The sequence below is a fragment of the Streptomyces sp. C36 genome (genome assembly GCF_040932295.1).
GTDB lineage: Bacteria > Actinomycetota > Actinomycetes > Streptomycetales > Streptomycetaceae > Streptomyces > Streptomyces triculaminicus.
Genome location: NZ_JBFQGI010000009.1, coordinates 164,980 through 187,205, shown reverse-complemented (window position 1 = coordinate 187,205; position 22,226 = coordinate 164,980). Strand labels below are relative to the sequence as shown.

Below are 22,226 nucleotides of genomic sequence, written 5' to 3'. Positions count from 1 at the left end.
GCGACAGAAACAGCATGGAAGAGCAGCTGAGACCCGAGGACCCGCGATGGATCGGGGGATACCGGCTGCTTCGCAGACTGGGCGCGGGGGGCATGGGCCGGGTCTATCTCGCGAGATCGGAGCGAGGCCGGACCGTCGCGGTGAAGCTGATCCATGGCGAGCTGTCCGCTACGCCGGAATTCCGGCTCCGCTTCCGTCAGGAGATCGCGGCCGCCCGGCGGGTGGGCGGCCAGTGGACCGCCCCGGTCCTGGACGCGGACCCGGAGGCGGATACCCCATGGGTCGCCACTGGTTATGTCGCGGGGCCGTCGCTGCACGACGTGGTGGTCGATCCGGCTTACGGCGCCCTTCCCGAGCGCAGTGTTCGCATTCTCGCCAACGGGCTGACCCAGGCGCTGAGCGACATCCACGGTGCCGGGCTCGTGCACCGTGACCTCAAGCCCTCCAACGTCCTGATAACCCTCGACGGACCCCGGGTCATCGATTTCGGTATCGCCCATGCCCTGGAGACCGTCGCGGGCGACGTGGTGACGCGCACCGGCGCGGTGATCGGCTCACCCGGATTCATGTCGCCCGAGCAGGTGCGAGGTCAGCGCGTCACCACCGCGAGCGACGTCTTCTGCCTGGGCGCGGTGCTCGCCTTCGCCGCCACGGGGCGGATGCCGTTCGGGGACAACGCGAGTGGTGTGCACGCCCTGTTGTTCCGGGTCGCCCAGGAGGAGCCGGACCTGGAAGGCCTCCCGCCCGGGCCGCTGCGCGACATGATCACGGACTGCCTGGCCAAGGACCCCGCTCTTCGGCCTTCGGTCCCCCAGTTGCTGGACCGAACGCGGGCCGACGTCGACGCGAGCGGCGCCTGGCTGCCCGGTGCGCTCACCGCGCACCTCGGTCAACGCGCCGTACGTCTGCTGGAGACCGAGACGCCCGCCGATACACAGGTCGGGGCAGTTCCCTGGACGCCGACGATGGCCGATCCCGCCACCCCGCCGCCTGTCCCGCACGCCCCGGGACCGTACGCCGCGGCCTTCCCGCCCCAGCAGGCGGCACGGTTCGGACCGCCTGTCCCGCCCGTACAGCACGGCCCTGCCGTGCCCGTGCATCCCCACGCACCCCCACCACCGGCCCGCACGCCCCCGCTCAGGGCGGTCTCGCCGCGAAGGCTGTCCACCGCGCTGGTGCTGCTGCTGTCCGTGGTCATGCTCGTCACGGTGGTCAACCTCAACCAGGAGTTCAGCCTCTTCCGAAAACTCGACCAGGTGGCGGAGTCCACGGACGTCGGCTCGGACGCGAATTCCCGGGACGACGGATCGAGCGGGGATTCCCAGGAGGACAGCTCGGACGGGAACCCCCAGGACGACGGCTCGGACGCGAACTCCCAGGACGACAGCTCGGAGGAGAATTCCCAGGACGAGGTGTCGGACGGGGATTCCCAGGACGAGATAAAGAACTGGGACGACACTCCTGACTGGCTGACGTACGTGTCCGCGCTCACGTTCGCGATGACCGTGGTGCTGTGGCTGTTCTGGTTCCGGCGCGTCCGCGCCAACGCCGAGGTGTTCGACCCCACCGGGCACCGGCTCGGCCGGGGCTGGGCGATCGGGGCATGGTTCGTGCCGATCGCCCACCTGTGGATACCGAAGCAGATCAGCAACGACATCTGGAACGCCAGCACCCCACCGGCCGCCACCGGACGGCGGCGACGCGCCGCCGGTGTGCCACGCGGCGTGCTCCACGGCTGGTGGGCCCTGTGGGCCGGGCAAACGGCGACCCTGTACCTCTCCACGACCTGGAAGACGTCGACCGAGGCGGAGACCGTGGCACAGGCGCGATTCATCACCGCCGTCTCCTTCGCCGGGGAAGTCCTGGCCCTCGCCTCGGCGGTGCTCGCGGTCGTCATGGTGCAGACGCTCACGTCCATGCAGGAACGCCGCATCGCATCCCTCTCGGACGCGGCCACGCCGTACGAGACGCCGACTCCGACTCCGAGGCCGTAGCCGTAGCCGTAGCCGTAGCCGGCCGGGGAGCCGGGACCCGCTCCGCCTACGAGTGCAGGCCGTCCTTGCTCGGCCGGTGGAAGTGGGGCCCGATGTGCCGCAACCGCCCGTCCGGCATATCGTTCAGATATGTCCGGTCGCGGCAAGCAGCCGGACGCGGCCGGTCTTCTGGATGAGGCCCTGGTCAGGGCCGTGCACCGCACAGGCGCCTCGGGCGGCAGCGTCTATCTGCTGGACCAGGAGGAGCAGACGCTGGTCACGGCGGTGATGTGTGGTGGGCCGGCCGAGGTCACCGAGCCGTGGTGGCGTCTGGCTGTCAGTCGCCAGAGCCCGGCGCCGCAGGCCGTGCGCGAGGACCGTCTGGTGTGGGTGGGCTCCCAGGAGGACATGGCGCGCCAGTATCCGCGCAGCGCGGCGACCTTTCCCCATCGGACGACGATGGCGTGTACTCCGCTCAGGGGCGTACACCGCTGCTGGGGGGCGCTCTCGCTGTCGTGGCACGTCGGCCGGTCGTCGCGGATCACCCGGCGGGATCGCGGTCAGATCCTCTTCAGCGCCCGGCGCATCGCCCGCGTTCTGGACGAGGCCGGCGACCGTCCGGAGATCCCGGACCGCCCGCGTGTCGTCCCCGTGAACCTGGCCGCCGCGGAGCCGGTGCAGCCCGCCCTCGCGGCGGCCGACCTGGTCGAGCGCCTGCCGGAGGGCGTCCTGGCCATGGACCGCACGGGACGCGTCACGTTCGTCAGCAACAAGGCCGTCGACCTGCTGGACCGTACGCACGAGCAGTTGCTGGGCCGGTTGCTGTGGGAGGCCGTGCCGTGGCTGGGGACCAGTGCGTGCGTGGAGACGTACCGCGCCGCTTGGTTCAGCGGTGAGCCGGTGGCCTGCACCGCCGAGCGCCCGCCGGGCCGGTGGCTCGACATCCGTCTCTACCCGGATGCCGGCGGCATCAGCGTTCTCATCGCCCCCAGCCGGACCGCCGGCGCCGCGCAGCGCCGTCCCGTCGGGGCGGCGGCGGAATCCGCCGCCGCCGCGGGCCGGATCCACCAGCTGATGCACCTGGCCGCGGCGCTGACGGAGACCGTGAGCGTGCAGGACGTCGTCGACCTGATCGAGGAGCTGGTCCTCCCCACCTTCGGCGCCGACGGCCTGATCATGGCGACGGCCGAAGCCGGCCGGCTGGTGTCCATCGGCTCCCTCGGCTACGACCCGGCGCTGATCGACCAGCTGGAGGGGCTGCCGATGGACGCCGACACCACCCCCGTCGGGCACGCCCTGGCCACCGGTGCCCCGTCCTTCTTCGCCAACCGCGCCGAACTGTCCCACGGCTACCCCGAGACTCCACAGCTCAGCGACAAGCAGGCATGGGCGTTCCTGCCGCTGATCACCTCGGGGCGCCCCATCGGCTGCTGCGTGCTCGCCTACAGCCGGCCGCACGACTTCTCCGTCGACGAACGCGCCACCCTCACCCCCCTGGCGAGCCTCATCGCCCAGGCCCTGGACCGGGCTCGGCTCTACGACGCCAAGCACAACCTCGCCCGCGCCCTGCAGAAGCGCCTGCTGCCCCGCGCCCTGCCCACCGTCGCCGGGCTGAACGTCGCCGCCCGCTATCTCCCGACCAGCCACGGCCTCGACATCGGCGGCGACTTCTACGACCTGGTCCGCCTGACGGACACCACGGTCGCCGCCGTCATCGGCGACGTGCAGGGCCACGACGTGACCGCCGCCGCGCTGATGGGGCAGGTCCGTACGGCGATCCACTCCCACGCCACGTCCGGTGCCGGCGCGTACCCCGACGAGGTCCTCGGCCGGACGAACCGCGACCTCACGGACATGGACCCCGGCCGGTTCATCACCTGCCTCTACGCCCACCTGGACCTCGCGAGCCGGCGGATCACCCTCGCCAGCGCCGGTCACCCGCCCCCGCTCCTGCACCGGCCGGGACACCGGGCCGGCACCGTGGACGTCGACCCCGGTCCGCCGCTGGGCATCGGCTTCGACGCCCCGTACGCCGTGACCACGCTGTCCGTGCCGGCCGGGGCCGTCCTCGCCCTCTACACCGACGGGCTCGTGGAGAGACCCGGCACCGACATCGACGAGACCACCGCGGACATCGCGCGCGCCCTCGCCGACACGAGCGGCCTCCCCCTGCACCACGTCATCGACAGCCTCGTCCAGCACGCCTGCCCCACCGGCCAGCACGCGGACGACATCGCGCTGCTGCTCCTGCAGCCGACGGCCTGAGGCGGCCATCACGGGCTCGCGCGGCTGAGCGGGCGGGGCCACCCGGCGGTGCCCAGGTGTCCCTGGGCACACGCACCGTCCGCGTCAGAGGTCCTTGAAGGGCGGGGTGATTCTCGTGACGACGATCAATCGTTTTCGACGCAGTGGGAGAAAGTAGAAGTAGCCGCCATAGGCATGCAACTCCCTCATCCCACCCCCGCGCCTCGGGCCGATTCCCACGTTCTCGATATCCGCCCCCATGCCCGCCAGCTCGACGAGTTCGGCGATGAGACGCTCGACTTCAGCCACAAAGTCGCCGGGAACGCCTCCCGCGACGTGCTCGCGGTCCGGGTCGTACTCCCAGGACCAGACATCGCTCAACGCCGCCCGTACCCGATCGCCTCGTGGGCATCGTCGAGAATGCGGCCGAGCTCGGATGTCGCCGCGCGGATCTGCTCCCGATCGTCCAACGTGACCGCAAGGTCCTCGAGCTCCTGGAACCGTGCCGCCACGCGCGGCTGGCGCTGGATCCACACGTAGACGGCCCAGCGCGTGGTGAACCGCCACAGGGGGCCGAATTCCGCTCGTTGCTGAGCCGGATCCACGGCCTCGTCCACCGCGTCGTCCAGCTGACTGGCGAATTCGGGCAGCGAGGCAGGCATGATCTTCGCGACGGCTCGCCGCAAATGGGTCACCGTAGTCGGCGGCTGCGGGATCAGCGGGCGCTCGGGAACATCGGCGGTCATAGGTTCTCCCATGGACAGGATTCTGTTCCGTGCGCCCACCGTACCCAGGCCAAACAGGCATACGACCACCTGATCGGGCAGGCGCGCGAACGCCCGCCCGACGGCCGCCTACGAGTACAGGTTGTCCTTGCTCAGCTCGTGGAAGTGGTCGTGGCTGTGCTCATGACCGTGCCCGTGCTCATGGTCGTGCCCGTCGGCACCCGGCACGTGCGGCTCCGTGACCGGGAGGGAGGAGTCCGCCGACAGGTCCCAGGAGGAGGCCGCGCGGTTTCGGGCGACCATTTCGGCGCCGAGGGCGGCGACCATCGCGCCGTTGTCGGTGCAGAGCTTGGGGCGCGGGACGCGCAGCGTGATGCCGGCGTCCTCGCAGCGGCGCTGGGCCATGGCGCGCAGCCTCGTGTTCGCCGCGACGCCGCCGCCGATCATCAGGTGATCGACGCCGTGGTCCTTGCAGGCGCGGACGGCCTTCCTCGTGAGGACGTCCACGACCGCCTCCTGGAAGGAGGCCGCCACGTCCGCCACCGGGACGTTCTCGCCGGCCGCGCGCTTGGCCTCGATCCAGCGGGCGACGGCGGTCTTGAGGCCGGAGAAGGAGAAGTCGTATATCGGGTCGCGCGGGCCGGTGAGGCCGCGCGGGAAGCGGATGGCGTCGGGGTCGCCCTCGCGGGCGTAGCGGTCGATGACCGGGCCGCCGGGGAAGCCGAGGTTCAGCACGCGGGCGATCTTGTCGAAGGCCTCGCCGGCCGCGTCGTCGATGGTGGAGCCGAGGGGGCGGACGTCGGCGGTGATGTCCGGGGCCAGCAGCAGGGAGGAGTGGCCGCCGCTGACCAGCAGGGCCATGGTCGGCTCGGGGAGGGCGCCGTGCTCGAGCTGGTCGACGCAGATGTGCGAGGCGAGGTGGTTGACGCCGTAGAGCGGCTTGCCCAGGGCGTAGGCGTAGGCCTTGGCGGCGGAGACGCCGACGAGGAGGGCGCCGGCGAGGCCGGGGCCGGCGGTGACGGCGATGCCGTCGAGGTCCTTCGCGCTGACCCCGGCGTCCTTCAGGGCGCGCTGGATCGTCGGGACCATGGCCTCCAGGTGCGCCCGGCTGGCGACCTCGGGGACCACGCCGCCGAAGCGGGCGTGCTCGTCGACGCTGGAGGCGACGGCGTCGGCGAGCAGCGTGTGGCCTCGGACGATGCCGACGCCGGTCTCGTCGCAGGAGGTCTCGATGCCGAGGACGAGGGGTTCGTCAGCCTTGCGAGCCATGGGTCATTCCTTGCACTGCGAAGTTCGGATCGGTCAGACGCATCACGAGCGCGTCGATGTTGCCGGGCTGGTAGTAGCCCCGGCGGACGCCTACGGGCTCGAAGCCGAAGCGTTCGTACAGGCGCTGGGCGCGGGTGTTGTCGACGCGCACCTCGAGCAGTACCTCGCGGCACTCGAAGGCGGTCGCGGTCGTGAGGAGTTCGGTGAGCAGACGGGCGCCCAGGCCGGTGCTCCAGTGGTCCTGGGCGACGGCGATGGTCTGCACGTCGCCCGTGCCGTCGATGGCGGCGAGGCCGGCGTAGCCGACGACCCGGCCGTCCGGGTCGGCCGCGACGACGTAGCGGCGGTTGGCGTTCGCGCCGCGCGCGTGCGCCAGCTCGGACCAGAACAGGCCCTTGGACCAGGCGTCGTGCGGGAAGAGGGCCTTCTCCAGCTCCAGCACCGGCCCGATGTCCCACCAGCGCATCTCGCGGATGCCGACCGCCGCGGCTGACCCGGTCACTGGGGTGTGACCACCTTGTAGTTGGCCGGCACCTGGGCGTCGGGGCGGCGCAGGTACAGCGGCTGAGGGGGCAGGAACTCGCCGCCGGTGCGCAGCTTCTCGACCGCCAGGGCGGCGAGCGCGCCCGCCGACTGGTGCTGCGGAAGGTCGGCGCGTACGTCGGTGAAGGAGTCGGCGTAGAGGGCGGCGCCCGCGCCGACGGCGGTCAGGCCCTCCACGCGCTCGGCGAGCTCGGCCGGGCGGTCCACGGCGGGTTCGGTGACGCGGGTGCGGGCGTCGGCGTACCGCGCCCAGTAGACCTCCTTGCGGCGGGCGTCCGTCGCGACGACGAATTCGCCCTCGAGGCCCGCCTGCCCGGCGGCGTAGGCGATGCCGTCGAGCGTGCACAGGCTGTGGACGGGCACCTCCAGCACGGAGGCGAAGGTCGCGGCGGTGACGATGCCGACGCGCAGGCCGGTGTAGGGGCCGGGGCCGACGCCCACGACGATGCCGGTCACGGCGTCCAGCTTGCGCCCCGCCTCGGCCAGCACCCGGTCCACGGCGGGCAGCAGCAGCTCCCCGTGCCGACGGGCGTCGACCTGGCTCGACTCGGCGATGACGGACTCGCCGTCGTGGAGGGCGACGGTGACAGCGGGGGTGGCGGTATCCAGAGCGAGCAGCAGCACGTGACAAGCCTACGGCGCGCCATGGGGCGTCCGGTGCGCGCATTGGCCTTCGCCGGGGGCGCGGCGGGGTCGCGGGTGGGTGCTACCGTCAGCCGCATAGCCGTGCGAGCGGCTGCATGAGCAGGACGTACGACGAGTACGGGCGGGTACGACCGGCACGGGCCGGTACGGACGGCCCCGTACCCGGGACGACGCGGGACGAAAGGGTGCGCACCGTGGCACGCAGCAGCTCGGGGGCGATCGTGGCCGTGCTCACGGCGGCGGCGCTGGGCGGGGTCGGTTTCCTCGCGTACCAGGCGGAGGCCGCACCGGACCGTCCCGCGAGCGCGCACGCCCCGGCCAAGGCCGGCAAGGACAAGGCCGAGGACGCGGGCGGCAAGGACAAGGCCGGCGGCGCCGGGGCGGACCAGGGCCAGGCGCAGAACGGCGTTCCGGAGAACTCCGGCACCGGGCTGCGGGTGGTCTACGGGCTCGCGCAGAAGCGCGTGTGGCTGGTCGGCTCGGACGGCAAGGCCACCCGGACGTACGAGGTGGCGCCCAGCACCGTCAGCCCGCCGGCCGGCGCGTACACGGTCACCTCGCGCTCCCCGCAGGTCACCGGCTCGGACGGCATTCCGATCGAGCACGTGGTGCGCTTCCACAAGGACGCCACCGGGATCGTCTTCGGCTTCAGCGCCGCCGTCGACGGCTCGTCGCCGAAGCCGGACCCGACGAAGAAGACCGGCGGCATCCGCGAGCAGCCCGCGGACGGGCGGGCGATGTGGGAGTTCGCGGTGAACAACACCAAGGTGGTCGTCGTCCCGTAGCCGGGCGTCCCCGTAGCCGGGCGACGAACGCGAAGACCCTGACGTTCGGGGGGCGTGGCAGCGGCCGCGTCCCCCGTTCGGGCTATTCGGGGCCGTGTCGCGCGCGTCGGCGCGTCAGGCGGCGTCGCGCTCCTCGGTGTTGCCGGTGTGCGGAGTGTGCGGGGTGTGCGACGTGTTCCCGTCGGGCTCGCGGGTGGCGCGGGGGGCCTTCGGCGGCGTGGAGACCGCGTCGGCGGCGGCGCAGGCGGCGAGGAGATCGCGCACCGACAGGGGGCGCGGCCGCTCCTCCGAGCGGTCCGTCAGGGGGGCAGCGGGCTCGTGGGCCGTCATGAATGCCTCCTGGAGCAGCTCGGGCCGGGAGAGCGGTTAGGCAGCCCTAACCATCTCTCCGTTCTCCATGTGACCACGCGCGACACCGCGCGCGCAACATCTTCCCGACGGCTTGTCGGAAAGTACAGCGCGACCCGTCCCCCGGCCCGTTCCCGGCCCCCGTGGCCTTGGCCCTAGCCCTGGCCCTAGCCCAGCGGGGTGAGGTCCACGCCCGTCCAGCGCTCGCCGACGCCGGTGACGGTCACGCTGCGCACGTCGTCCGCCGCGTCGGCGTCGTCCCCGTCGACGACGGTCGGGGCGTCCGCGCCGACCGCCCGCTCGATGACGACGCGCAGGCGGTCCTCGGACAGGTCCTCGACCTTGCCGTCGCCCCACTCCACGACGACGACCGACTCGGGCAGCGAGACGTCCAGGTCCAGGTCCTCCATCTCGTCCAGGCCGCCGGACAGCCGGTAGGCGTCGACGTGGACCAGCGCCGGGCCGTCGCCGAGCGGCGGGTGGACCCGGGCGATGACGAAGGTCGGGGAGGTGACGGCGCCGCGCACGCCGAGGCCCTCGCCCAGCCCGCGGGTCATCGTCGTCTTGCCGGCACCCAGCTCGCCGGAGAGCAGGACCAGGTCACCCGGTCGCAGCAGCGCGGCCAGCCTGCGGCCCAACTCGCGCATGTCGTCAGCGGACTTGACGGTGAGCCGCGCGGCCGTGGCGGCGGAGGTGTCGTGCGGGACGTTCATATCCGCCGATGGTACGGGGTGCCGTGGCGTGGCGCGGAGCCCTACTCGGGCGCGGCCCGGTGCTCGCCGCGCGCCCATGCGCCACGGCCGCCGGAGCGGCTGCCGGCCAGGCCCGCGGGCACCCGCGCCAGCAGCTCCGACAGCTTCTCGCACACCAGCTGCGGCTGCTCGAGCATCACCAGGTGCCCGGCGCCGGGCACGACCACCAGGCCCGCGTGCGGCAGGGCGTCGGCGATGACCTCGCTGTGGGAGCTCGGGGTGATCAGGTCCTTCTCGCCCGCGAGAACGAGCACGGGCCGGCCGGCGAAGGCGCTCAGCGCGGCGACCTTGTCGTGCGCGTCGAAGGCCGGATAGAACTCGGCGACCACGTCCACCGGCGTCGCCTCGATCAGCCGCTCGGCGAACCGGGCCACCACGGGGTCGACGTCCCGCGCGCCGAACGAATAACGCTTGATGATCGCGCCGACGAGCTCGGAGGTGGCCCCGCGCCCCTTCTCGACCAGGTCGGTCCGGTCCGTCATCAGCTTGAAGGCCCCGGGCAGCACCGCCCGGCGCACGAGGTTCATCCCGGCGACCGGCAGCCCGTACGTCACCTCGGACAGCAGGCCCGGGGACGTGCCGACGAAGGCCGCCGCGGCCACCCGCTCCGCGATCAGGGACGGGAACTGGTCGGCCAGCGCCATCATCGTCATGCCGCCCATCGAATGCCCCACCAGCACCAGCGGCCCCTCGGGGGCGGCGGCGTCGATGACGGCCTTGAGGTCACGGCCGAGCCGGTCGATGGTCACGGGCTCGCCGCCTTCGCGCCGCGCCCTGCCGCGCCCGGAGCGGCCGTGGCTGCGCTGGTCCCAGAAGACCGTGCGGACGACGCCGCGCAGGGCGGCGCGCTGGAAGTGCCAGGAATCCTGGCTGAGGCAGTAGCCGTGGCTGAAGACGACGGTGACGGGAGGGGCCGGCTTCCGCCCGAGCAACCGGGGACGCCCGCCGTCCGCCGGCCGGCCCTCCACCTCGTCGACCTCGTCGACCTCGTAGTGGAGGGGCGTTCCGTCGTCGGCGACGGCGACGCCGGGCGTGCCGCGCAGGGTGCCGTACGGGCCCACCGCGTCCAGCGCGAGCCGGGCCTTGCGCCGCATTCCGCGCCCTACGGTCAGCCGCTCGACGGCGACGCCGACCGCGGCCCCGGCGGCGACCAGGCCGACCGCGGCCCCGGCGACACCCGCGCCGCGCCGCCAGGCCGCGGCGCCCATGCCCGCGACCCCGCCGGTCCTCGCGGCCGCCGCCGCGGCCGCTACCGCTTCCGCCGCCGTGCCCGCGCCGTCGCCGCCCTCGCCCATGTCGTCACTCCCCCGTGTCGTGGCTCGTGCTGTCCTCCGGGATCTCCCCGGTATAGACGCGGGGCACGCGTGCCGAGATGCGCGTGACGACTTCATAGGCGATGGTTCCGGTCGCCCTGGCCCAGTCCTCGGCGGTCGGCTCGCCCTGGTCACCGGGGCCGAACAGCACCGCCTCGTCGCCGACGCGGGCGGTGTCGCCGCCCAGATCCACCACGAACTGGTCCATGGCGACGCGGCCCGCGACCGTCCGCCACTTGCCTCCCACCAGCACCGGACCGGTGCCGGTGGCGGCGCGCGGGATGCCGTCCGCGTAGCCCACGGGGACCAGCGCGAGGGTGGTCTCGCCGGGGGTGACGTAGAGATGGCCGTAAGAGACCCCGTGCCCGCCCGGCACCCGCTTGACGGAGGCCAGGGACGCGGTGAGCGTCATGACGGGCCTGAGGCCGAAGTCCTCGGGAAGGCCGACCTCGGGGCTGGGCGATATGCCGTACATCGCCACGCCCGTCCGCACCAGGTCGTAGTGGGTCTCGGGAAGGGTGAGGGTGGCCGGCGAGTTGGCGATGTGGCGGACCTCGGGGGTCAGCCCCTCGCGCGCGGCGTAGGACAGCGCGTCCTCGAAGACGCCCAGCTGGGCACGGATCGAGGGATGGCCCGGCTCGTCGGCGCACGCGAAGTGCGACCACACTCCGGTGACCTTGACCAGACCGGCCCGCTCGGCGTCACGGGCGGCGGCGACGAGCTTCTCCCAGTCGCCGGGCTGGCAGCCGTTGCGCCCCAGGCCGGTGTCGATCTTCAGCTGCACGCGGGCGGGACGGCCCGCCGCGCGCACGGCCGCGATGACCTCCTCCAGGGCCCACAGACCGCTGACCGAGACGTCGATGTCGGCCTCCACGGCCTCCCGCCACGGCCCGCCGGGCGTCCACAGCCAGCACAGCAGCCGGCCCGTGTCGCCCGCGGCGCGCAGCGCCAACGCCTCGTGCGGCGTGGCCGTACCGAGCCACTCGGCACCGGCCTGCCGGGCCGCCCGCGCACAGGGCACCGCCCCGTGCCCGTACGCGTCGGCCTTGACGACGGCCATCAGCTGCGCCCGGGGGGCGCGAGCCCGCAGAGCACGTACGTTGGCCCGCAGGGCGGCCAGGTCGACCACGGCACGGGCGCGCATCGGTGTCTCACTCATCCCCGCCAGTGTCTCAGGCCGGGCCGCCGGGCGGATCGCCTGGGGGAACGCAGCAGTCCGTTTGCCGGGAACGTACCGGGAACGTATTGGTCTGGCCGCCGCCGGAGCGACCCCCCGCCACCCCGGCCACCGGCCCGGTGGTCACAGGCCGCCCGCCTGCGCCAGGCTGACCCCATGAGGACTGCCCACAGCGTGGAAACCGTACGGACCGCCGAGCGAGCTCTCATCGCCGAGCTGCCACCCGGCACCCTGATGCAGCGCGCGGCCGCCGGTCTCGCGGCCGCCTGCGCCGACCTGCTCGGCCGCCGCGTCTACGGCGCCCGCGTCACCCTCCTGACCGGCAGCGGCGACAACGGCGGCGACGCCCTCTACGCCGGCGCCCGCCTCGCCCGGCGCGGCGCGGGCGTCACGGCGGTCCTGACGGCCCCCGGAAGGGCGCACGAGGGCGGCCTGCGCGCCCTGCGCGCGGCCGGCGGGCGCGTCGTGCCCGCCGACGACGGCGTACGCGCCGTGCGGCGCGCCGACCTCGTCGTCGACGGCATCGTCGGGATCGGCGGCAAGGGCGGGCTGCGCCCCGAGGCCGAGGCCCTGGTCCGCGCCGCCGAGGACGCGGGCGCGCTGATCGTCGCCGTCGACCTGCCCAGCGGCGTCGACGCCGACACGGGCGAGGTACGCGGCGCGGCCGTACGGGCGGACGCGACGGTGACCTTCGGCGCGTACAAGCCCGGCCTCCTCATCGACCCGGCGCGCGAGTACGCGGGCGCGCTGCGGCTCGTCGACATCGGCCTGGGCCCGTGGCTGCCGGCCGAACCGGACGTGGAGGCGCCGCAGCACGCCGACATCGCCCGCCTGCTGCCGTACCCGGCCGCTGAGAGCGACAAGTACCGGCGCGGCGTCATCGGCATCGTCGCCGGGTCCGCCCGCTACCCCGGCGCGGCGGTCCTCGCCGTCGCCGGCGCCCTGAGCGGCGGCGCGGGCGCCGTGCGCTACGCGGGCCCGGCGGTCGACGCGGTGATCTCGCGCTTCCCCGAGACCCTGGTGACGACCGGCCCGCCGTCCAAGGCCGGCCGGGTACAGGCCTGGGTGGTCGGCCCCGGCCTCGGCGACGGCGCGGACGCCCGCCGGGCGCTGGAGGACGTCCTCGCCTCCGACGTGCCCGTACTCATCGACGCGGACGGCCTGCGGCTGCTCGACCCGGAGGCGGTACGCGCCCGGGCGGCCCGGACGCTGATCACCCCGCACGCCGGCGAGGCCGCCGTACTGCTCGGCGTCTCCCGCGAGGAGGTCGAGACCCAGCGCCTGGCCTCGGTCCGGGCGCTGGCCGACCGCTACGGCGTGACCGCCCTGCTCAAGGGCTCCACCACCCTCGTCGCCGACGCCACCGGCCCGGTACGGGCCAACCCGACCGGCACCCCCTGGCTGGCCACGGCCGGAAGCGGCGACGTGCTGTCCGGACTGACCGGCTCCCTGCTGGCCGCGGGCCTCCCGGCGATCGACGCGGCGGCGGCGGGCGCGTACCTGCACGGCCTGGCCGCCCGTCGGCTCGGGGCCGCGCCGCTGACGGCCCTTGGTGTGGCGGGGGCGTTGCGGGAGGTGTGGCGGGACGTGGCGGAGGGGTGAGGGGGGCGGTCAGGGGCCCGTCGGGGCAGGCAGCGGCCCGATGCGTAGCTCCCAGCCGTCGCCGAGCAGGTCGCGATTGAGGACGGGCCCCGCGTATCGGATGAACAAACGGAACGGCGGGGAGCCCCGCAGGTGCGCCAGGTCGAGCGGCTCACTGTCGGGTATATCGGCAAAAACAGTCATTTCTCCAAGCCCTGGGAAGGCCTCCCGGAGGAAAGCCAGGCCCTCGAGGCCGGTGGGCGACGTCAGGAAGAGTCGCCGCACCCAGGGGATCGGCCGCACCTGGGCCAGCGAGGTCAGATCCGCCCCGCACCAGCCCAGCGTCGTCAACCGGGGAAGTGTCTCCAGGCCGTACTGCCGCAGGTCCGCACCCGGGTAGTCCAAGAACACCGTCTCCAGGCGGGGGTGATGGCTCAGGCCCGCCAGCCGGACTGCATCGGGGTCCGAGGCCAGGTAGAGATACGTCAGACCGGGCGGCAGCGGCAACTCCCCCAACATATAGAACGCCTGAACAACGAAGAGATCTGTCAGCGCCGGGGTATCGAGGTCCGCGAGGTCCTCGGCGTTCAGCGGGCCGCGGATCTGCACCCTGGGGCGACCCCCGAGCCGCTTGAGCGCGGCGACGTGCTCGCGGGACTTCACGACGAAGTTCAGCCCGCCCCCGCCGTGGTCCTCGTAGGCCAGCCGCGCGATCACCGCGTCCGCGTACGCCCGCGTGTCGAAGCGGTCCCAGGCCCACGCCAGCTGCGCCCGGACGTCCAGAGACGGATGGTCCGCGTACCGCGCCAGCAAGGGGATCGCCTGGTCGTCCGCCACCGTGGTCGCCGCGACGACCACCGCGTGGGCCACCTCGTCCGACAGCCCCTCCGGCCCCGGCAGCAGGTCCAGCACCACCGGGCCGACCGTCGCGAGCTCCTTCGCGGACTCCAGGTCGCGTGGCGGCACCAGCTCGGCCGCCGCCTGCTCGACTCGCGTACGCACCTCCCAGTCGACCTCGGTGGCGTGCTCGAGGCAGGCGGCGGCCAGCAGGTGCAGGCGAGCCCTGTAGGCCTCTTCCTTCTGTCCCCGCTCCAGCAGCATCCGCAGCAGCTCCGCCCTTGCCCGGGGCGGCGCGTGGCCCACCGCCATGCGCAGGACGTCCTCCCACTGGTCGTCGTGGGCGTGGTTGACCAGCAGGTTGAAGTCCCAGTCGTCGACGGCGGCCTGGGCGCCCAGGTAGTCCTGGAAGGTGCGGTGGACGAAGTCCAGGGTCTCGCTCGTCGGCTGCCGGAGCAGTCCGCTGCGTACCACCAGGTGCCGCAGTATGTCCTCGGCGCTCCCCCGGGCCGCCACCGCCGGCATGGCGGGCAGTGCCCGTTCCAGGATCTCCACGGCCTTGTGCCACTCGATCTCGGAGCGGCCGTTCCTGATCAGCCAGTAGGCGATCTTCTGGAGGAGCGCGGTCTGCGCCTGTTCCAGCTCGGGGCCCTCCAGGCCGACGGCGATCTCGCGCTCGCGGTCCCGCCGGATGAGGAGCAGGTCGAGTGCGGCGCGGTAGAGCTCCATGCGGCCGTGGGGGAGGTATCCGCGGCGCGAGCGGTTGAGTGCGCAGATCAGGGCGCACATCAGGGGGTTGGTGGCGAGCCGTCCCAGGTCGCGTTTGGCGACGACCGCCGCCGACAGGGCGTCGCGGAAGGCCCGTAGCCGCTCGTCGTGGCGCAGGCCCGCCGCGTCGTGCCAGCGGTGGATGAAGGCCAGGACGTCGCCGCGGCTCATGGGCAGGAGCTCGAGCTCCGTGAAGCCGGCGTCGGCCAGCCAGCCCTCGCGTACGGCGGAGGGGCGGGTCGTGATGACGTACCGGGCCTCGGGGTAGGCGGCCAGCAGGTCCTTGACCCAGGCCAGGGTGCGGCGGCGGTCGGCCTCGGGGACCTCGTCGACGCCGTCGATGAGCAGCAGTGCCGTGCCCTCGGTCAGCCGCCGGGTGGCCCATCCCCGGGCGGCGGGCAGTCCGGCCAGCGGTCGGGCGGCGGCCTCGAGGAACTCCTCGGGCTGTGGAAGTTCGCCGCGCCGGATGAGCGTCCGCAGGGGCAGGGTCAGCGGCATGCATCCGCTCAGGTGGCCCAACCCCGGGGGCAGTTCTCCGCGGGCGGTGATCGTGGCGAGCCATTGCAGCAGCGTGGTCTTGCCCGAGCCCGCCGCGCCCCGCAGCAGCACTCGTCTGTGTCCGGAGAGTGCCTCCTCCGCGCGCTTGGGCGACGGTACGGACCGGGCCGTCGGGCCGCCGCCGGGCAGTTCGAAACCTTCCGCGGCCATGGCCCGGCCGCCGCCCGACAGCTCGAGGCTGAGGTAGGCGGCGTCCAGCGGCCAGGCCTCCCCGTCGCCGTCGCCGAGCGTCAGCCCGATGATGGTCAGCTCGCCGGACGTACGCACGATGTAGTCGCGTAACCGCCGTTCGAACGCCTCCACCTCGAGCTGCTGGGGCGAGGCGAGCGAACGCGACTCCGGCTTGTGGCCGGCGAGCAGGCACTCCTGCAGGAAGCGGAAGTCCTGCCACAGCGTCTCCGAGGGCGTGACCGTGAGCCGACCGTGCCGCCAGCCGCCCGGGTCGGCGCACACGACGCCGGCGAGCAGCCCGTCCACGAAGACGGCGGCCCCCGACATCCCGGCCCACGGCGAGCCGCCGTCGGCGGGCGGCGCCGGCGCGCCGTGGTCGCTGTCGAGGACGTGCCGGCCGCTGAGAAGGTGGCTGCCGGGCTTGAGCGCGCCGACGACCTGTTCGGTGTCGAGGTCGCCCGCCGCGTCCCGCTGGGCGTGCGGGTAGCCGATGGCCTGTGCGCCGGGCCAGGCCCGCAGGTCGTAGGCGCGCCCCCACACCAGCGGCTCGAAGGCTGCGGCCGTCTCCTCGTCGACGACGTCCCGCTCGGCGACGAGCAGGGCGACGTCGCAGCGGCGGTTGTCGTCGCGCGTCCACGCCACCCGGCAGCGCACCTTGCCGACGCCGCCGGGGACGATCACCGCGGGCGCCTCGCAGTCGCCGACGACGTGTGCCGCGGTCAGGACGAGGTTCGGCGCCAGCAGGTAGCCGCTGCCCTGGGTCCGCCCGCCGAACACCGCCGCAATGCGCTCCCTCGCCGGATGCACGCCGCCGCCCCCTTCACCTCCGCCGTCCCGCCTGACGATACGACAGCAGGACGGCGGGGGACGGGTGATCACATCAGGCGGCGCGCAGCCCGGCGCTCAGCCACTCGACGGCCGGGCCCATGTCCGGCGCGGGCCAGCCGTTGATCACGGCGAGGAGCCGCCAGTAGCGCTCGTAGCGGGAGTCGTTGCCGATCTCCAGCCGCTCCAGCAGCCACCGCCGGAACTCCGGGCCGTCCTCGCGCCCGGCGAGCCCGGCGCACTGCCGCGCCAGCTCGTCGACGAGCGGCCGCGCCGACTCCGACTCCGGTGCGAGGCCGGCCTTCCGCGCCTCGGCGGTGCGCTCGCGGATCAGGTCGGCCAGCCTCCGCGCCTCGTCCGGCTCGGGCTGCCCGGCCTCGTCCCGCGCCCGGATCTGGTCCTCGGCGGCGCGTCGCATGCCGGCGCGGAAGTCCTCGTCCTGGACGAGCCCGGCGAGCTCCACCCAGGCGTCGACCTGTTCCGGCGCCGGGTCGTCGGGCAGGACCGGCATGGCGTCGCGCAGGGTGGCCAGGAAGCCGGGGTCGACGTCCAGGCCCTCGAAGGCGTTGTCGATGAAGTCGTGGATGAGGCGGCGGCGTTCCCGGTCGGTCAGGTGGGCGAGCGTGTGCATGAGTTCCATCTCCTCCGGTGTGGACCCGCGTCCGGCGACGGCTCGGAGGACGGCCTGGCGCAGCCGCAGGGTTCGGATCTGCGTCTCCAGCGCCTCGGCGTGCACCGCGGCGACCTCGGCGACGGTCACTTCGCGCTCCAGCACCTGCCGGATGGTCGCGAGGCCGACCCCGAGGTCGCGCAGCGTACGGACGAGGCCGAGCCGGGCCAGGGCGTCCTGCCCGTAGAGCCGGTAGCCCGCGGGCGTACGGTCGGCCGGCGGCACCACGCCCTCGTCGGACCAGAACCGGATCGTCTTGACCGTGAGACCGGTCAGACGAGCCAGCTCGCCGATGGAGTGGAGGGAGGTGTCGCCGTCCATGCCCGTCACCTTGGTGTCTCCCGTCGCTGGAGAGTCAAAGCGTAGGCACGGACCCCGATACGGACCCGGATACGGAACCCGATTCGGACCCCGATACGGACCCCGATTCGGACGGTCCTGGCGGTCCTACGGGCGGGGCCGCTCCCGGCCCACGGCCTCGCTCGCGGCGCCCACCGCTATGCCCAGGGCGATCATCACGACATAGCTGTAGACCTCGTAGCCGCCGGGCGCGAGGAAGCGCAGGAAGCCGAACAGACGGAACCATCCGAGCCACTCGTGGAGCAGGCAGCTGATGCCTCCGACGATCAACACGAAGCTGACGAAGCCCAGCAGGCGCTGGAGGGGATTGTTCATGCCCCGACGGTACGAAGGGCGGGCCGTGCCCCGCATCGGCCGTAGGGAGCCGGTTCGAGGGCCGTGGGGCGACCAAAGTCTCCGGCTGCACGGCCGCCCGTCATCCGAAAGTATCCGCCCGCCCGACGGCGGCCCGGCGCCCTCGAACAGAACCGTAGATTCGCCGTCATGAACCACGTTCACCGAACCCGCCGCGACTGGGCCGCCGACATCGGGCTGTTCCTCTTCGCGGCCTGCTTCGCCGCGATCAGCTCGCGGTCGATCCCGCTGCCGCAGGACATGGGGCCGGGCTGGCAGGTCGCCGACCAGGTGGTGGGCGGGCTCGGGTGCGCGGCCGTGTTCCTGCGGCGGCGGTGGCCGGTGCAGCTGGCCGTGGCGCTGCTGGTGGCCGGGAGCCTGGCGCACTACATGACGGGCCCGGCCCTGGTCGCGGTGTTCACCGTCGCCGCCGGCCGGCCGTGGCGCGTCACCGCGTGGGTCGCGGCCCTCGCGTTCGCCCCGCTGCCGGTGTTCCTCCACGAGCTGCCGGAGACGGACGAGAGCCGGGCCGGCGCGGCGCTCACCTACTTCGCGCTGATCGCCGGGGCCCTCGGGTGGGGGCTGTTCCGCCGCTCCCGGCGGCAGCTCATCGACTCGCTGCGGGAGCGGGCCGAACTGGCGGAGGCCGAGTCGGCCCTGCGGGCCGCCCGGGCGACCCAGCGGGCCCGTGAGGAGATCGCGCGGGAGATGCACGACGTGCTCGCGCACCGGCTGTCGCTGCTGAGCGTCCACGCGGGGGCGCTGGAGTACAACCCGGGGGCCCCACCCGCCGAGATCGGGCGCGCCGCCGGAGTGATCCGCGACAGCGCGCACCAGGCGCTGCAGGACCTGCGCGAGGTCATCGGGGTGCTGCGCGCGCCCGTGGGCGACGGGCGGCCGCAGCCGACGCTCGGCGACGTGGCCCGGCTGGTGGAGGAGGCGGGGAAGGCGGGCACGCGGATCGACTACGAGCCGCCCGGCGAGGCGGAGACCGGGGCGGCCCCGGCCGCCCTGGGACGCACCGCCTACCGCATCGTCCAGGAGGCCCTCACCAACGCCCGTAAGCACGCCCCGGACGTCCCGGTGCGTGTGAGGATCTCCGGCGGGCCGGGCGGCGGCCTCGGCATCGAGGTGCGCAACGCCCTGCCCGATGCCACGGCGGGCGAGCCCTCGCCGGCCGGGCCGGCCATTCCCGGGGCCGGGCAGGGGCTCATCGGGCTCGGGGAACGGGCCGCGCTGGCCGGCGGACGGCTCGAGCACGGCCGGGACGGGGAGGACTTCCGGCTGGCCGCCTGGCTACCCTGGCCCGCGGACCCGCACCGCGAAGCGCCGCCGGCCGGATGAGACCGGACGGCCGGTAGCGCCGCGCCCGGTCCGGCACCCGCACCGCACCACACCCAGAATGTGAGGCTCCCGCCGTGAGCATCCGCGTGCTCCTCGTCGACGACGACCCGCTGGTACGGGCCGGGCTGCGCCTGATGCTCGGCGGCGCACCCGACCTCGAGGTGGTCGCCGAGGCCGCCGACGGCGGCGAGGTGGGGCCGCTGGTCGTGGCGCACTCCCCCGACGTCGTACTGATGGACATCCGGATGCCGGGCACGGACGGGCTGGCCGCCACCGAGGCGCTGCGCGGGCGTCCGGAGCCGCCCGAGGTGATCGTGCTGACCACGTTCCACACCGACGAGCACGTGCTGCGCGCCCTGCGGGCGGGCGCGGCCGGGTTCGTCCTCAAGGACACCCCGCCACGGGAGATCGTGGAGGCGGTACGGAAGGTGGCGGCCGGGGAGCCCGTGCTGTCCCCGGCGGTGACGCAGCAGCTCATCGCCCAGGTGTCGGGCGGCGACGCGCAGCGGCGCCCGCGGGCGGAGGCGGCCCGCGAGCGGCTGGCGGTCCTGGGCGAGCGGGAGCGCGAGGTCGCCACCGCCGTGGGGCGGGGCAAGGCGAACGCCGAGATCGCGGCGGAGCTCTACATGTCCGTCCCCACGGTCAAGACGCACGTCTCGCGCATCCTCACCAAGCTGGACCTGAACAACCGGGTGCAGATCGCGCTGCTGGTCCACGACGCCGGGGAGGCGTGAGGGGCCGCACACCACGGCCCCCGGCCCCTCGGACCCCCTACTTCTCCGCGATCACCACCGCCGAGGCCACCCCCGCGTCATGGCTCAGCGAGACGTGCCAGGACGTCACCCCCAGCGCCTCCGCGCGCGCGGCCACCGTTCCCGTGACCACCAGCCGCGGCTGGCCGCTGCCCTCGGTCACGACCTCCGCGTCCGTCCAGAGCAGCCCGCCGGGCGCGCCCAGGGCCTTGGCCAGCGCCTCCTTCGCGGCGAAGCGGGCGGCCAGCGAGGCGATGCCCCGCCGCTCGCCGGTGGGCAGGTACAGCTCGCGCTCCACGAACAGCCGGCCCGCCATGGCGGGCGTGCGCCGCAGCGCCGCGTCGAACCGCTCGATCTCGGCGACGTCGATCCCCACTCCGACGATCATTCGACCGTCACCGACTTCGCGAGGTTGCGCGGCTGGTCGACCTCGTTGCCCCGGGCCGTCGCCAGTTCGCACGCGAAGACCTGCAGCGGCACGGTGGCGACCAGCGGCTGCAGCAGCACCGGCGTCGCCGGGACCTCCACCAGGTGGTCGGCGTAGGGGCGTACCGCCTCGTCGCCCCGTTCGGCGATCACGATGGTGCGGGCGCCGCGCGCCCGGATCTCCTGGATATTGGAGACGATCTTGTCGTGCAGGACCGAGCGCCCGCGTGGCGAGGGCACGACCACCACCACCGGCACGTCCTTCTCGATCAGCGCGATCGGCCCGTGTTTGAGCTCTCCGGCCGCGAACCCCTCGGCGTGCATATAGGCGAGCTCCTTGAGCTTCAGGGCGCCCTCGAGGGCCACCGGGTAGCCCACGTGACGGCCCAGGAAGAGCACGGTGTTCTTGTCGGCCAGGGAGCGGGCCAGCTCACGCACCGGCTCCATGGTGCCGAGCACCTCCTCCACCTGGGCGCCGATCACCGACAGCTCGCGGACCACGCCGCGCACCTCGTCGCCCCACTTGGTGCCGCGCACCTGGCCCAGGTACAGCGCCACCAGGTAGCAGGCGACCAGCTGGGTCAGGAACGCCTTCGTGGAGGCGACCGCCACCTCGGGGCCGGCGTGGGTGTAGAGGACGGCGTCCGACTCGCGGGGGATCGTCGAACCGTTGGTGTTGCAGATGGCCAGCACCTTGGCGCCCTGCTCGCGGGCGTGCCGCAGCGCCATGAGGGTGTCCATGGTCTCGCCGGACTGGCTGATCGCGACGACGAGCGTGCGCTGGTCGAGGATCGGGTCGCGGTAGCGGAACTCGCTGGCCAGCTCCGTCTCGCACGGGATGCGCGTCCAGTGCTCGATGGCGTACTTGGCGATCAGGCCCGCGTGGTAGGCCGTGCCGCAGGCGACGATGACGACCTTGTCGACCTCCCGCAGCACGGAGTCGGGGATGCGCACCTCGTCCAGCGTCAGCGAGCCCGCCGCGTCGATCCGTCCCAGCAGCGTGTCGGCCACGGCCTTGGGCTGCTCGGCGATCTCCTTGAGCATGAAGTAGTCGTAGCCGCCCTTCTCGGCCGCCGAGGCGTCCCAGTCCACGTGGTACGTGCGCACGTCGTCCGCGGGCGCGCCGTCGAAGCCGGTGACGGTCACGCCGTCGCGGCGCAGCTCGACGACCTGGTCCTGGCCCAGCTCGATGGCCTCGCGGGTGTGGGCGATGAAGGCGGCGACGTCGGAGGCGAGGAAGTTCTCGCCGTCGCCGACGCCGACGACCAGCGGGGAGTTGCGCCGCGCGCCCACGACCACGTCCGGCTCGTCCGCGTGCACCGCCACGAGCGTGAACGCGCCCTGGAGCCGGCGACAGACCTGCCGCATGGCCTCGGCGAGGTCGCCGCAGGAGGAGAAGGCCTCGGACAGCAGGTGGGCGACGACCTCGGTGTCGGTCTCCGAGCCCAGCGCGTGCCCCCGCTCGGCCAGCTCGGCGCGCAGCGCGGCGAAGTTCTCGATGATGCCGTTGTGGACGACGGCCACCCGGCCCGGGTTGTCGAGGTGGGGGTGGGCGTTGGCGTCCGTCGGGCCGCCGTGTGTGGCCCAGCGGGTGTGCCCGATGGCCGTCGGCCCGGACGGGAGCGGCCGGTCGGCCAGCTCCTTCTCCAGGTTGGCGAGCTTGCCGGCCTTCTTCGCCGACGCCAGCCCGCCGTCGGCCAGGACCGCCACCCCGGCCGAGTCGTAGCCGCGGTACTCCAGGCGCCGCAGCCCTGCCAATACGACGTCGAGGGCGCACTGCCCTCCCACATAGCCAACGATTCCGCACATGGTGTGCAGCGTACGGCC

At 73.6% G+C, this 22,226-nt stretch carries 20 protein-coding genes; 6 read left to right on the top strand and 14 right to left on the bottom strand.

The window, feature by feature from the left end; genetic code table 11:
• Nucleotides 1–14 precede the first annotated feature (14 nt).
• Together AB4K12_RS26565 and AB4K12_RS26560 are read left to right on the top strand one after the other, a co-directional pair.
• Nucleotides 15–1,994, top strand: a complete 1,980-nt coding sequence (locus AB4K12_RS26565; protein ID WP_368436770.1) for a DUF4328 domain-containing protein — start codon at nt 15–17, stop codon at nt 1,992–1,994.
• Nucleotides 1,995–2,123: 129 nt separating this feature from the next.
• Entirely contained in the window at nt 2,124–4,238 is a 2,115-nt protein-coding gene (locus tag AB4K12_RS26560) for a SpoIIE family protein phosphatase (RefSeq protein WP_368436769.1), read from the top strand.
• Between the two features lie 84 nt (nt 4,239–4,322).
• On the opposite strand, the gene AB4K12_RS26555 is transcribed toward AB4K12_RS26560, so the two are convergent.
• The 5 genes from AB4K12_RS26555 to tsaB form a co-directional block, all read right to left on the bottom strand.
• Nucleotides 4,323–4,598 (bottom strand): hypothetical protein, encoded by a 276-nt coding sequence (locus AB4K12_RS26555; protein WP_368436767.1) that lies wholly within the window; start codon nt 4,596–4,598, stop codon nt 4,323–4,325.
• Nucleotides 4,595–4,963 (bottom strand): hypothetical protein, encoded by a 369-nt coding sequence (locus AB4K12_RS26550; RefSeq protein WP_086567992.1) that lies wholly within the window; start codon nt 4,961–4,963, stop codon nt 4,595–4,597. The genes AB4K12_RS26555 and AB4K12_RS26550 overlap by 4 nt, the downstream gene beginning before the upstream one ends.
• Nucleotides 4,964–5,071: 108 nt before the next feature.
• The gene (tsaD, locus tag AB4K12_RS26545) at nt 5,072–6,211 is read right to left on the bottom strand and encodes a tRNA (adenosine(37)-N6)-threonylcarbamoyltransferase complex transferase subunit TsaD (RefSeq protein WP_368436766.1); all 1,140 of its coding nucleotides are present in this window, start codon (nt 6,209–6,211) and stop codon (nt 5,072–5,074) included.
• Nucleotides 6,195–6,677, bottom strand: coding sequence for a ribosomal protein S18-alanine N-acetyltransferase (gene rimI / locus AB4K12_RS26540; protein WP_368436949.1), 483 nt, complete (start codon nt 6,675–6,677; stop codon nt 6,195–6,197). The genes tsaD and rimI overlap by 17 nt, the downstream gene beginning before the upstream one ends.
• A 32-nt stretch (nt 6,678–6,709) precedes the next feature.
• Complete coding sequence (tsaB, locus tag AB4K12_RS26535; RefSeq protein WP_368436764.1) at nt 6,710–7,378, bottom strand: tRNA (adenosine(37)-N6)-threonylcarbamoyltransferase complex dimerization subunit type 1 TsaB; 669 nt, start codon at nt 7,376–7,378, stop codon at nt 6,710–6,712.
• A gap of 215 nt (nt 7,379–7,593) precedes the next feature.
• Between tsaB and AB4K12_RS26530 the strand changes: the two genes are divergently transcribed.
• Nucleotides 7,594–8,184 carry a hypothetical protein gene (locus AB4K12_RS26530; RefSeq protein WP_368436762.1) on the top strand — a complete coding sequence of 197 codons (591 nt, stop codon included), beginning with the start codon at nt 7,594–7,596 and terminating at the stop codon, nt 8,182–8,184.
• A 114-nt stretch (nt 8,185–8,298) separates the two neighbouring features.
• On the opposite strand, the gene AB4K12_RS26525 is transcribed toward AB4K12_RS26530, so the two are convergent.
• The 4 genes from AB4K12_RS26525 to alr all read right to left on the bottom strand — a co-directional run bounded on the left by AB4K12_RS26525 (nt 8,299) and on the right by alr (nt 11,756).
• A complete protein-coding gene (locus tag AB4K12_RS26525; protein WP_368436760.1) occupies nt 8,299–8,514 on the bottom strand; it encodes a hypothetical protein in 216 nt (71 codons plus the stop codon).
• A gap of 185 nt (nt 8,515–8,699) precedes the next feature.
• A complete protein-coding gene (gene tsaE, locus AB4K12_RS26520; protein ID WP_368436759.1) occupies nt 8,700–9,245 on the bottom strand; it encodes a tRNA (adenosine(37)-N6)-threonylcarbamoyltransferase complex ATPase subunit type 1 TsaE in 546 nt (181 codons plus the stop codon).
• Nucleotides 9,246–9,286: 41 nt separating this feature from the next.
• Nucleotides 9,287–10,579, bottom strand: a complete 1,293-nt coding sequence (locus tag AB4K12_RS26515) for an alpha/beta fold hydrolase (protein ID WP_368436758.1) — start codon at nt 10,577–10,579, stop codon at nt 9,287–9,289.
• Nucleotides 10,580–10,583: 4 nt separating this feature from the next.
• Entirely contained in the window at nt 10,584–11,756 is a 1,173-nt protein-coding gene (alr, locus tag AB4K12_RS26510) for an alanine racemase (protein ID WP_368436757.1), read from the bottom strand.
• A 174-nt stretch (nt 11,757–11,930) separates the two neighbouring features.
• On the opposite strand from alr, the gene AB4K12_RS26505 reads away from it, so the two are divergent.
• A complete protein-coding gene (locus tag AB4K12_RS26505; protein WP_368436756.1) occupies nt 11,931–13,376 on the top strand; it encodes an NAD(P)H-hydrate dehydratase in 1,446 nt (481 codons plus the stop codon).
• A gap of 9 nt (nt 13,377–13,385) precedes the next feature.
• Here AB4K12_RS26505 and AB4K12_RS26500 read toward each other — a convergent pair whose 3' ends face one another.
• From AB4K12_RS26500 to AB4K12_RS26490, 3 genes are all read right to left on the bottom strand, one after another.
• Nucleotides 13,386–16,496, bottom strand: a complete 3,111-nt coding sequence (locus tag AB4K12_RS26500; RefSeq protein ID WP_368436755.1) for an NACHT domain-containing protein — start codon at nt 16,494–16,496, stop codon at nt 13,386–13,388.
• A gap of 73 nt (nt 16,497–16,569) precedes the next feature.
• On the bottom strand, nt 16,570–17,505 hold the full coding sequence (locus AB4K12_RS26495) for a MerR family transcriptional regulator (protein WP_368436753.1): 936 nt from the start codon (nt 17,503–17,505) through the stop codon (nt 16,570–16,572).
• 126 nt (nt 17,506–17,631) lie between these two features.
• Entirely contained in the window at nt 17,632–17,859 is a 228-nt protein-coding gene (locus AB4K12_RS26490; protein WP_368436751.1) for a hypothetical protein, read from the bottom strand.
• A 168-nt stretch (nt 17,860–18,027) separates the two neighbouring features.
• Between AB4K12_RS26490 and AB4K12_RS26485 the strand changes: the two genes are divergently transcribed.
• Nucleotides 18,028–19,221 (top strand): sensor histidine kinase, encoded by a 1,194-nt coding sequence (locus AB4K12_RS26485; protein ID WP_368436750.1) that lies wholly within the window; start codon nt 18,028–18,030, stop codon nt 19,219–19,221.
• A gap of 74 nt (nt 19,222–19,295) precedes the next feature.
• Entirely contained in the window at nt 19,296–19,955 is a 660-nt protein-coding gene (locus tag AB4K12_RS26480) for a response regulator (protein WP_368436749.1), read from the top strand.
• A gap of 37 nt (nt 19,956–19,992) precedes the next feature.
• Here AB4K12_RS26480 and AB4K12_RS26475 read toward each other — a convergent pair whose 3' ends face one another.
• Nucleotides 19,993–20,361 (bottom strand): holo-ACP synthase, encoded by a 369-nt coding sequence (locus AB4K12_RS26475; protein ID WP_086569058.1) that lies wholly within the window; start codon nt 20,359–20,361, stop codon nt 19,993–19,995.
• Nucleotides 20,358–22,208, bottom strand: a complete 1,851-nt coding sequence (glmS, locus tag AB4K12_RS26470; RefSeq protein WP_368436747.1) for a glutamine--fructose-6-phosphate transaminase (isomerizing) — start codon at nt 22,206–22,208, stop codon at nt 20,358–20,360. Before glmS ends, AB4K12_RS26475 begins: the two co-directional genes overlap by 4 nt.
• Nucleotides 22,209–22,226: the final 18 nt, after the last annotated feature.

Coding starts and splice junctions, on each gene's coding strand:
- AB4K12_RS26475 (WP_086569058.1), bottom strand. CDS start 20,361: ATGATCGTCGGAGTGGGGATCGACGTCGCCGAGATCGAGCGGTTCGAC.
- AB4K12_RS26505 (WP_368436756.1), top strand. CDS start 11,931: ATGAGGACTGCCCACAGCGTGGAAACCGTACGGACCGCCGAGCGAGCT.
- AB4K12_RS26525 (WP_368436760.1), bottom strand. CDS start 8,514: ATGACGGCCCACGAGCCCGCTGCCCCCCTGACGGACCGCTCGGAGGAG.
- alr (WP_368436757.1), bottom strand. CDS start 11,756: ATGAGTGAGACACCGATGCGCGCCCGTGCCGTGGTCGACCTGGCCGCC.
- AB4K12_RS26490 (WP_368436751.1), bottom strand. CDS start 17,859: ATGAACAATCCCCTCCAGCGCCTGCTGGGCTTCGTCAGCTTCGTGTTG.
- glmS (WP_368436747.1), bottom strand. CDS start 22,208: ATGTGCGGAATCGTTGGCTATGTGGGAGGGCAGTGCGCCCTCGACGTC.
- tsaD (WP_368436766.1), bottom strand. CDS start 6,211: ATGGCTCGCAAGGCTGACGAACCCCTCGTCCTCGGCATCGAGACCTCC.
- rimI (WP_368436949.1), bottom strand. CDS start 6,677: ATGCGCTGGTGGGACATCGGGCCGGTGCTGGAGCTGGAGAAGGCCCTC.
- AB4K12_RS26550 (WP_086567992.1), bottom strand. CDS start 4,963: ATGACCGCCGATGTTCCCGAGCGCCCGCTGATCCCGCAGCCGCCGACT.
- AB4K12_RS26485 (WP_368436750.1), top strand. CDS start 18,028: ATGAACCACGTTCACCGAACCCGCCGCGACTGGGCCGCCGACATCGGG.
- AB4K12_RS26565 (WP_368436770.1), top strand. CDS start 15: ATGGAAGAGCAGCTGAGACCCGAGGACCCGCGATGGATCGGGGGATAC.
- AB4K12_RS26495 (WP_368436753.1), bottom strand. CDS start 17,505: ATGGACGGCGACACCTCCCTCCACTCCATCGGCGAGCTGGCTCGTCTG.
- tsaE (WP_368436759.1), bottom strand. CDS start 9,245: ATGAACGTCCCGCACGACACCTCCGCCGCCACGGCCGCGCGGCTCACC.
- AB4K12_RS26560 (WP_368436769.1), top strand. CDS start 2,124: ATGTCCGGTCGCGGCAAGCAGCCGGACGCGGCCGGTCTTCTGGATGAG.
- AB4K12_RS26515 (WP_368436758.1), bottom strand. CDS start 10,579: ATGGGCGAGGGCGGCGACGGCGCGGGCACGGCGGCGGAAGCGGTAGCG.